Annotated in this window: 4 protein-coding genes; 2 read left to right on the plus strand and 2 right to left on the minus strand. The window is 62.5% G+C overall.

The annotated features are described in order from the left end of the window. Positions 1-4: 4 nt before the first annotated feature. Positions 5-1,231, minus strand: a complete 1,227-nt coding sequence (locus AAHE99_RS19200; protein WP_342118957.1) for an HD-GYP domain-containing protein — start codon at positions 1,229-1,231, stop codon at positions 5-7. A 92-nt stretch (positions 1,232-1,323) separates the two neighbouring features. Here AAHE99_RS19200 and AAHE99_RS19205 point away from each other — a divergent pair, with 92 nt between their 5' ends. Further along, positions 1,324-2,253, plus strand: a complete 930-nt coding sequence (locus AAHE99_RS19205) for a LysR substrate-binding domain-containing protein (protein ID WP_342118958.1) — start codon at positions 1,324-1,326, stop codon at positions 2,251-2,253. Positions 2,254-2,367: 114 nt separating this feature from the next. Here AAHE99_RS19205 and AAHE99_RS19210 read toward each other — a convergent pair whose 3' ends face one another. Further along, positions 2,368-3,096, minus strand: coding sequence for a substrate-binding periplasmic protein (locus tag AAHE99_RS19210; protein ID WP_342118959.1), 729 nt, complete (start codon positions 3,094-3,096; stop codon positions 2,368-2,370). A 176-nt stretch (positions 3,097-3,272) separates the two neighbouring features. Here AAHE99_RS19210 and AAHE99_RS19215 point away from each other — a divergent pair, with 176 nt between their 5' ends. Beyond that, the gene (locus tag AAHE99_RS19215) at positions 3,273-6,818 is read left to right on the plus strand and encodes an indolepyruvate ferredoxin oxidoreductase family protein (protein WP_342118960.1); all 3,546 of its coding nucleotides are present in this window, start codon (positions 3,273-3,275) and stop codon (positions 6,816-6,818) included. Positions 6,819-6,890 lie beyond the last annotated feature (72 nt).

Consider the following 6,890-nt stretch of genomic DNA (forward strand, 5'->3'; position numbering starts at 1 on the left):
GCCTTTAACTGCCCGCCAGGGTCAGGAAGCGCATCGGGTCCACTTGCCATTTCGATGGCGACTCATGGCCGACGATCTTGTCGCCGCCGCCAAATCCCAGCCCGCGCGACAGGTCGATGGTTTCCGGCTTGATGTAGACGTTGTTTTTCGTGTTGAAGAAGACATTCACCTTCGGCGCCAGCAAATTGGTTTCATGCGGCTCGATGACCACGCCCAGGCGGCCCGATTCCAGCAGCACCAGCGTTCCCACCGGATAAATGCCCACGCAGCGCATGAATTCCTGCACCAGTTGCTGGTTGAAGTGGTGCTTGCTCCACTCGTAAATCTTGCGCAGCGCCGCTGCCGCCGGGATACCCTTGTGGTAGCAACGGTCGGCCGTCAATGCATCGTAAACGTCGACAATGGCCGCCATCTGCGCCATTTCACTGATATCGTCGGCGGCCAGCTTATCCGGGTAACCGGTACCGTCGCGCCGTTCGTGATGGTGGCGCGTGATATCCAGCGCCAGCTGCGGCACATCCGGCGATTCTTTCAGGATGTTGTAGCCATCCATCGGGTGCTTCTTGATGATGGCGAATTCCTCATCGGTGAGCGGGCCCGGCTTGTTGAGGATGGCGTCCGGCACCATGGCCTTGCCGGTATCGTGCAGCAGGCCGCCCAGGCCGGCTTCGCGCACGATGTCCTCGTCCATGCCGCGCGCGTTGGCGAACGCCACCAGCAAGGCGCACACGCTGACCGAATGCAGGAAGGTGTAATCGTCCTTGGTCTTGATGCGCAGCAGGCCCAGCAAGGCGCCCGGGTTGCGCAGGATGGATTCCGTGATGTTCTGCACCACCGGCGCCACGGCGCCGATCTCGATCGCCTTGCCCAGGCGGGCATCGGCCATCACATTCTTCACCACGCCGGCGGCCTGGTGGCGGATCTGGGCCGCGCGTTTCAGCTCCTCGCCCAGCGAAGTCTTGATGATGCGCGCCGGGGCCTTGGCGATTTCCTCCAGCTCGCGCTCGGTCGCCGCCTGCGCTTCGGCCAGCGACGGCGCATCCTGCACGTCGAGGCCTTTCGAGGCGTCGATCACCACATCGTGGATGCCGGCCTTGATGATCTTGTTGATCTCATCCTGGCTGGCAATGACAAAGCGGTTGCGGACGAAGGGATGGGTCATCCAATCGCAGCTCAGGTCGTGGATATACATCCCGACTTTCAGCTGGGAGGAATCGACTTTCTTTAACATGGGGTGAATCTCAATGATTTGCGATAGCGCGCGTTAAAATGAGTATACACAATGTTATCTTGCGGGAATATTCACATTTCCCAACAATTTAAATGGAACTTCGCCAACTGCGTTACTTTGTCGCGATCGTCGACCATGGCTCACTGTCGCGCGCGGCACTGGTACTGCATGTGGCCCAGCCGGCCCTGACCCAGCAGCTGCGCCAGCTCGAAGAGGAGCTCGGCGCCCAGCTTCTGCACCGCAGCGCCCAAGGCGTGGTCAGCACCGATGCCGGTAAAGTGTTTTACGACCACGCGCAGGCAATCCTGAAGCAAGTTGCCGATGCGCGCTCCGCCGTCACCCAGTCCGCCCGCCCTTCCGGCAGCGTCACCATGGGCCTGCCGCACAGCATTTCCGGCGCCCTCGCTTTGCCGCTGCTAACGGCCGCGCGCGAGCAATATCCCGACATAACGCTGCAATTGACCGAAGAACTGACCGGCAACCTGGCCGAACAACTGAAAAGCGGCCGCGTCAACCTGGCCGTTTTGTTCGACGATGGCCAGCTGACGCCGTTTGCCACCACCCCGCTGGCCGAAGAAGAGCTGCGCTTCATTTGCCGCAACGATGCGGTCTGGTTCACAGACCGCGATACGGTTCCGCTGCAGCAAGCCCTGAACACCACCCTGATCCTGCCCGGCCTGCAGCATGGCGTGCGCCCGCGCATTGAAGCCGTGGCGCGCGCGGCCGGGCTGATGATCGGCAATGTCATCGAAATCAATTCCATCGCGATCTTGAAGTCGGCCATCATGGCCGGCATGGGCGCGACGATTTTGCCGGTGGCGCCGGTACTGCCCGAAATTGAGCTTGGCCAGATGCGCACCGTCCGCCTCAACAACCCCGCCATCAGCCGCACCGTGGTGCTGTGCGCCTCGCGCAACATTCCGCTCACAAACGCCGCCAACGCCATCGCCGCCCTGACCCAGCAAGTCGCCACCGACCTCTGCCAGCGCGGCGCCTGGCCCGGCGCCCGCCTCCTCAGCTGACCTCGTGTCCACCTTGGGGTCAGGCTCTTTTGTGGACACAAGCTCAGCTTTTTAGTGCATGAGTTCGTGTCCACCAAAGAGCCTGACCCCAAGGTGGACACGGGCTGGGCTGTATCAGGCGAGTTTGTGTTTGGTGAGGATGCGGCGCTGGGTGCCGTCGGTGCGCATTGAGTCCCAGGTGCGCTCGAAGAGCGCGATGTCGCTGTCGTCGAAGTCGAGCGAGCCGGCCAGCCAGGCGGTGGTGCTGCGCAACGGGGCGCTGGTTTCGAATTGACCCTCCGATGGGTCCCGGCTGCCGAGCGAGGCTTCGATAATGCGGCGCTCGCCAAAAGCGGCATCAGCCATGCCGCCAAGCAGGAAGCGGTGCACTTCGTCGATGGAGGCCGCCTCGACAAAGCGCGTAAAGCCCAGCTCTTTCAGGATGGTGCCCTGCGCTGCCCCGCGCAGTAGGGCGATGCGCTTGTCCTTCATCTCTTCCACCGGCAGCAGCTTGCCGCGCACCGCCAGCAGCAAGTAGTTTTCTTCGTACAGCGGCACCAGCCAGCGGTATTGCTGCTCCCGCTCAGGCAAACGGGTCAGGGGATAGATGGCGGTCGCCTTCATGGTGGTGGCCAGGAATAGCGCGCGCCGCCACGGCACGAAATGGGTGGCGGGCTTCACGCCGGCGCGCCGGCAAAGCTCGCCCACCAGCTCCTGCAAACCGCCAGGCCGCCCTGTTTCATGCACCAGCGGTGGCAGATGGCTGGTCACCAGGCGCATCGAGCGCGCCACGCCAGCCAGCGCCAGGCCCGGACGGGTCAGCAGCAGCGAAGCAGCGGCAAGGAAAGTTCGCCTACCTATCATTTTTTCTTATACCCCCATCCCCAAACCGTATTTCCGTATACGTAAAGTAAACCGTAAACTGGAAGATTGAAAAGGGCCGCACACCGGCGGCCATTGTGACTTAGGCAAGGAGGCGCTTACCCAGCGCCCACCTATGCCAGGCACAGCACCGAACCATGATTTTGGAGACAGCCCCCATGCCATCTACCCCGGCACCAGGCAGCAACGCGCCTGTACTCAACGACGTCAGCCTCGACGACAAGTTCACTTCCACCTCCGGTAAGATTTTCCTGTCCGGCATCCAGGCGCTGGTGCGCTTGCCTATGATGCAACAGTTGCGCGACGCGCGCGACGGCCTGAACACCGGCGGCTTCATCTCCGGCTACCGCGGCTCGCCGCTGGGCGGCCTGGACGAAAGCCTGTGGAAGGCGAAGCCGCACCTGGAAAAGCACAATGTGCAATTCGTGCCGGGCGTGAACGAGGACCTGGCGGCGACCGCCGTGTGGGGCTCGCAGCAGGTTGACCTGATCGGCCCGGCCAAGTACGACGGCGTGTTCGCCATGTGGTACGGCAAGGGCCCGGGCGTGGACCGCTGCGGTGACGTCTTCAAGCACATGAACCATGCCGGCACCTCCAAGAACGGCGGCATCCTGCTGGTGGCGGGCGACGACCACGGCGCCTACTCCTCCACCCTGCCGCACCAGTCGGACCACATCTTCTCCGCCTGCATGATCCCGGTGCTGTATCCATGCAATGTGCAGGAATACATCGACCTCGGTATCCATGGCTGGGCCATGTCGCGCTTCTCCGGTTGCGCGGTGGCCTTCAAGGCGCTGGCCGACACCGTGGAATCGAGCGCGTCGATCGATGCCGATCCGTTCCGCGTCGAGACCAAGATCCCGAAAGACTTCGTGATGCCGGAAGGCGGCCTGAATGCCCGCCTGTCCTCGATGCCGCTGGGCCAGCAGGCGCGCAGCCAGGAAGCGCTGATGCAGGACTATAAGATCTACGCGGCCCTGGCTTACGCCCGCGAGAACAAGCTGAATCACACCACCATCGATTCCAAGGACGCCAAGCTGGGCATCATCGCCTCCGGCAAGTCCTACCTGGACGTGCTGGAAGCGCTGGAAGAACTGGGTATCGACGAAGCCATGGCCGCGCAAGTTGGCCTGCGCCTGTTCAAGGTCTCCATGCCATGGCCGCTGGAACCGGACTCGGTGCGCGAATTCGCGCAAGGCCTGGACGAAATCCTGGTGGTGGAAGAAAAGCGCCAGTTCGTCGAATACCAGCTGAAGGAGCAGCTGTACAACTGGCGCGACGACGTGCGTCCGCACATCATCGGCAAGTTCGACGACAAGGGCGAGTGGGTTGCGCCGCGCGGCGAGTGGCTGCTGCCGCCGAAGGCTGACTTCTCCGTGTCGCAAGTGGCGCGCGTGATCGCCAGCCGCATCGCCCGCTATATCGCCGACACCAATATCCAGGACCAGATCAAGGCACGCCTGACCTTCCTGGAAGCCAAAGATGCAGTGCTGAAGAAGGCAATCGAGACGCCGTTCCGCCCTGCCTTCTACTGCTCCGGCTGCCCGCACAATACTTCGACCAAGGTACCGGAAGGCTCCTTCGCGCTGGCCGGCATCGGCTGCCACGTGATGGCGACTTCGATCTACCCGGAGATGAACAAGCTGACCACCCATATGGGCGGCGAGGGTACGCCGTGGATCGGCCAGGCTGCCTTCAGCAAAGTGCCGCACGTGTTCCAGAACCTGGGCGACGGTACCTACTTCCACTCCGGCTACCTGGCGATCCGCGCCGCCGTGGCGGCCAAGGTGAACATCACCTACAAGATCCTGTACAACGACGCCGTGGCAATGACCGGCGGCCAGCCGGTGGACGGCACCGTGTCCGTGCCGATGATCGCGCAGCAGATGGCGGCCGAAGGCATCAAGCGCATCGCCCTGGTGACCGAAGACCTGTCGCGCTACACCGACCGCTCCGCCCTGCCGTCCATCGTCTCCCTGCACGACCGCAAGGAGATGGACGCCGTGCAGCGCGAACTGCGTGAACTGCCTGGCTGCACCGTTATCATTTACGACCAGACCTGCGCCGCCGAGAAGCGCCGCCGCCGCAAGAAGGGCGAGTTCCCTGACCCTGCGAAACGCATGGTCATCAACGAAGCGGTGTGCGAAGGCTGCGGCGATTGCGGTATCCAGTCCAACTGCGTCTCGATCCTGCCGAAGGAAACCGAATTCGGCCGCAAACGCACCATCGACCAGTCTTCCTGCAACAAGGACTACAGCTGCACCAAGGGCTTCTGCCCTTCCTTCGTCACCGTCGAAGGCGGCACGCTGAAGAAGACCAAGACCGGCACCGCCAAGAACGACGACTGGGGCGATATACCGCAGCCAGTCCTGCCAAGCATCGAGCAGCCGTACAACATCCTGATCAACGGTATCGGCGGCACCGGCGTGATTACCGTCGGCGCGCTGATGGGCATGGCCGCGCACCTGGAAGGCAAAGGCGCCTCGGTGCTGGACATGACCGGCATGTCGCAGAAGAACGGTTCCGTGACCTCGCACGTCAAAGTGGCGAAGACCCCGGCCCACCTGCGCGCGCAGCGCATCGCCACCGGCGAAGCGGACCTGATCCTGGGTTGCGACATGCTGACTTCCGGCGCTTACGACGCCGTGTCGAAGATGCGCCCTGGCCGTACCTTCGCCATCGTCAACCAGCACGAGCAGCCGCCAGGCACCTTCGCGCAGAACGCGGACTGGCAGTACCCCGCTGAAAGCGTGGAAGCGCTGATCACCGAATCGGTCGGCGGCGCACAGGCGGTGGACTTCATCAACGCCACCAAGCTGGCGACCGCGCTGATGGGCGATTCGATTGCTTCCAACCTGTTCATGATGGGTTACGCCTTCCAGAAAGGCCGCATCCCGCTGAGCGAAGCGGCGCTGCTGCGCGCGATTGAGCTGAATGGCGTGGCGGTGGAATCGAACAAGCGCTCCTTCCTGTGGGGCCGCCGTGCTGCGGTGGACTTCAAGCGGGTCGAGAAAGTCGCGACCCCGACCCAGGCGGTCGTGGTGCAGATGCCACAGTCGCTGGAGAACGTGATCAAGAAGCGCGTGGAGTTCCTGACCGGTTACCAGGATGCGGCGTATGCGGCTTCCTACGAGGCGCTGGTGTCGGAAGTGCGTGCGAAAGAGACTGCGCTGGGCTTGGGCAACAAGCTGTCCACTGCTGTCGCCAAGTCGCTGTTCAAGCTGATGTCCTATAAAGATGAATACGAAGTGGCGCGCCTGTACACCGACGGCCGTTTCGTGGAGCAGCTGAAGTCCCAGTTTGAGGGCGATTTCTCGCTGAAGTTCAACCTGGCGCCGCCGCTGCTGGCGAAGAAGGATGCCAAGGGCCACCTGGTCAAGGCGGAATATGGTTCGTGGATGTGGAAGGCGTTCACCTTGCTGGCCAAGTTCAAGGGCCTGCGTGGCGGTGCGTTCGATATCTTCGGCTATACCGAGGAGCGTAAGATGGAACGCGCGCTGATTATCGAGTTCCGCGGTGTTATTGCTGAGCTGCTGGCTGGGCTGTCGGCGGCGAACCATGAGCAGGCGGTCGCGATTGCCAACCTGCCGGAGAAGATCCGTGGCTTTGGCCATGTGAAGGAAAAGGCTGTGGCGGAGTACCAGGTGAATAAAGCGAAGATGATGGCTGCCTTCAAGAGCGCCGGTCACGCGCACGCTGCCTGATGAGTTTTGTTTGGGGGGGGGGGGGGGGGGGGCCCCCCCCCCCCCGGCAAAAGTTTATATTTAAAAAAAAAA

This window comes from Pseudoduganella sp. OTU4001 (assembly GCF_038440195.1).
Classification (GTDB): Bacteria; Pseudomonadota; Gammaproteobacteria; order Burkholderiales; family Burkholderiaceae_D; genus Rugamonas.